The 3103-nt window shown below is 67.8% G+C and carries 4 protein-coding genes and 1 pseudogene; all 5 read left to right on the top strand.

The window, feature by feature from the left end:
* Window positions 1-280: tetraacyldisaccharide 4'-kinase (locus G3O00_RS41495; protein WP_206146469.1), on the top strand; the 280-nt coding region annotated here is incomplete at its 5' end.
* Window positions 261-455, top strand: a complete 195-nt coding sequence (locus G3O00_RS41490) for a Trm112 family protein (RefSeq protein WP_010090898.1) — start codon at window positions 261-263, stop codon at window positions 453-455. The genes G3O00_RS41495 and G3O00_RS41490, both read left to right, overlap by 20 nt.
* A 111-nt stretch (window positions 456-566) precedes the next feature.
* Window positions 567-1352 (top strand): 3-deoxy-manno-octulosonate cytidylyltransferase, encoded by a 786-nt coding sequence (gene kdsB / locus G3O00_RS41485; RefSeq protein WP_011352989.1) that lies wholly within the window; start codon window positions 567-569, stop codon window positions 1350-1352.
* Window positions 1353-1560: 208 nt separating this feature from the next.
* On the top strand, window positions 1561-2223 hold the full coding sequence (gene adk / locus G3O00_RS41480; protein WP_011352990.1) for an adenylate kinase: 663 nt from the start codon (window positions 1561-1563) through the stop codon (window positions 2221-2223).
* A gap of 344 nt (window positions 2224-2567) precedes the next feature.
* Window positions 2568-2726: pseudogene (locus G3O00_RS41475) on the top strand (SDR family NAD(P)-dependent oxidoreductase); the annotation flags it as partial.
* Window positions 2727-3103: the final 377 nt, after the last annotated feature.

Here is a 3103-nt window from a genome sequence, read left to right as displayed (position 1 = left end):
GGCCGCGGCCGGCATCGGCGCGCCGGAACGCTTTTTCGCGACGCTGCGCTCGGCCGGTCTCGCGCCCGCGACGCGCGCGCTGCCCGACCACTACGCGTTCGCCGACAATCCGTTCGTCGACGACGCCGTCGATGCGATCCTGATCACCGAGAAGGATGCAGTAAAATTGGGCGCTTCCTGGCGCGACGCCCGACTGTGGGTTGTCCCCGTCGAAGCCGCGCTCGATCCTCGCCTCATTGCCCTCGTTGTGGAGAAACTCCGTGGACGCTCGCCTGCTTGAAATCCTTGTGTGCCCTATCTGCAAAGGCCCGCTCCACTATGACCGTGCCGCGCAGGAGCTGATCTGCAACGCGGACAAGCTCGCCTACCCGATCCGCGACGGCATCCCGGTGATGCTGGTCGACGAGGCACGCCAGACCGTCGAAGGCACGCCGGTCGACCCGGCCGGCCGCTAAGCCGCCCGACCCGGCCCTCGCCGCGGCCCGTCCGCCGCGAGGGCGCCGAACCCCGCCGGGCGGCCCGCACCAGACGCGCCGCCCGCTCCGCTCTTCTCACCGCCCTCCCCGATGACTCAACCCTTCATCGCCGTCATTCCCGCCCGGCTCGCGTCGACGCGACTCCCGAACAAGCCGCTCGCCGATCTCGGCGGCAAGCCGATGGTCGTGCGCGTCGCCGAACGCGCGCGCGAAGCGGGCGCGCAGCAGGTGCTGGTCGCGTCCGACGCGCAGAGCGTGCTCGATGCGGCCCGCGATCACGGCTTCGAAGCGGTGCTGACGCGCGCCGACCATCCGTCGGGCACCGACCGGCTCGCGGAAGTCGCGGCGACGCTCGGGTGGAGCGACGACACCGTCGTCGTCAACGTGCAGGGCGACGAGCCGCTGATCGACCCCGTGCTCGTACGCGACGTAGCGTCGCACCTCGCCGCCCACCCGGCCTGCGCGATTGCGACGGCCGCCCACCCGATCCACGACGCCGCCGACGTGTTCAACCCGAACGTGGTGAAGGTCGCGCTCGACGCGCAGAGCGTCGCGCTGTACTTCTCGCGTGCGCCGATTCCGTGGAGCCGGGACGCATACCAGCCGCACTGGCCCGACGTCGCGGCCATGCCTGCGCCCGCTTTCCCGGTCTACCGGCACATCGGCCTCTATGCGTATCGCGCGCGTTTCCTGCGCACGTATCCGACGCTCGCGCAGGCGCCGATCGAACAGGCCGAGCAGCTCGAACAGCTGCGCGCGCTGTGGCACGGCGAGCGCATCGCAGTGCTGATCACCGAGTCCGCGCCCGAAGCCGGAATCGACACGCCGGCCGATCTCGCACGCGTGCAGGCCCTTTTTCAGCCGTCATCAAAATAACCCGTGGCATAATCAGGCGATTGTGCGAGCCGTCCGCGACCAGCGCGTCCTCGCTTGACCCCGCCCGCGGCCCTGCCGGCAGCCGCGCGTCGCTCAACCCGACGCGCCGCATCAGACCGGTCCGCCACGTGCCAGGCAAGCCCCGCGCACACCGTCGCCGGCGCTTTTTGCGTCTCGCCACACGAATCTACATACTGGAGATATCACCATGCGTTTGATCCTGTTGGGCGCGCCCGGCGCGGGAAAGGGCACCCAGGCAAACTTCATCAAGGAAAAATTCGGCATCCCGCAAATCTCGACGGGCGACATGCTGCGCGCGGCCGTGAAGGCCGGCACGCCGCTCGGCGTCGAGGCGAAGGGCTACATGGACGCCGGCAAGCTGGTGCCGGACGCGCTGATCATCGGCCTGGTCAAGGAGCGCCTGAAGGAATCCGACTGCGCGAACGGCTATCTGTTCGACGGTTTCCCGCGCACGATCGCGCAGGCTGACGCCATGAAGGAAGCCGGCGTCGCGATCGACTACGTGCTCGAGATCGACGTGCCGTTCTCGGAAATCATCGAGCGCATGAGCGGCCGCCGCACGCACCCGGCATCGGGCCGCACGTACCACGTCAAGTTCAACCCGCCGAAGGTCGAAGGCCACGACGACGTGACGGGCGAGCCGCTGATCCAGCGCGACGACGACAAGGAAGAAACCGTCAAGAAGCGCCTCGAAGTGTACGAAGCGCAGACCAAGCCGCTGATCACGTACTACGGCGACTGGGCGCAGCGCGGCGAGGAAAACGGCCTGAAGGCTCCGCAGTATCGCAAGATCTCGGGCCTCGGCAGCGTCGAGGAAATCCGCGAGCGCGCGTTTGGCGCACTGAAGTAAGCAACGCGTCGCGCACCCGCAAGCCGCCCTTTCCGGGCGGCTTTTTTTTGCCCGGGCGGAATGCGCACGGCCGTTCCGGTCTCGCCGTCGCGCGAAGGCGCCTCGTACAATCGGTCGAGTGCGGGGCCCACCGTTACGGGCGGACCGGCATTTCAACCAATCGCGCAGTGTCGGATCGGGCAAGCGTTGGTGTGGAAGCGCTACTTGAGCCGAAGCGACAATGGCGCTCAACCGCCTTGCATGGGACCGCCCCAAGCGCTGAAGCGCCAAGGGCGGTCGACCGCCTTGGCATGGGACCTCCCTAAGCGCTGAAGCGCCAAGGGCGGTCGACAAAGGAGACAGTCATGGAAATTCGCGGCAACGTGTTTCTGATCACGGGCGGCGCATCGGGCCTCGGCGCCGGCACGGCGCGGATGCTCGCGCAGGCAGGCGGCACGGTCGTGCTCGCCGACCTGAACGACGCGGCGGGCACCGCGCTCGCAGCCGAGCTGGGCGGCCTCTTCTTTCCCTTCGCCGTTGCGCTCGCGGCCTACTCTCCTTCTTCCGTCCGCTCCTCTCCTCTCTCTTTCCCTCTTCTCTCTCTTCCTCTCCCCCTTCTTCCCTCCCCTCCCTTCCTTTTCTCTCTTCTTCCTTCTTCTTCTTTCCCCCCCCCCCCCCCCCCCCCTCCCCCCCCCCCCCTCCCCCCTCCCCCCCCCCCCCCCCCCACCACTACCCCTTCCACATACTCTCTCCCCACACACCCTCTCTGCTCTCCCTACACCACCTATCCATATCGCTCATCTTACTCGCTGCGGCCACCACTGTGGCTCATCTCCTACATCTCCCATCCCCCACCGCTCGCTCTCACTCTAGCTCTCATCTCCACACACCTACCTCCCCT

The organism is Burkholderia sp. Ac-20384, from assembly GCF_017104605.1.
Taxonomy (GTDB): Bacteria; Pseudomonadota; Gammaproteobacteria; order Burkholderiales; family Burkholderiaceae; genus Burkholderia; species Burkholderia lata.
Note: the sequence above shows the minus strand (reverse complement) of the source record. Positions and strands in the feature narration are given on the sequence as shown.

What these genes read in the sequence shown, in the direction of transcription:
- adk (WP_011352990.1), top strand. Translation starts at nt 1,561, where the DNA reads ATGCGTTTGATCCTGTTGGGCGCGCCCGGCGCGGGAAAGGGCACCCAG.
- kdsB (WP_011352989.1), top strand. Translation starts at nt 567, where the DNA reads ATGACTCAACCCTTCATCGCCGTCATTCCCGCCCGGCTCGCGTCGACG.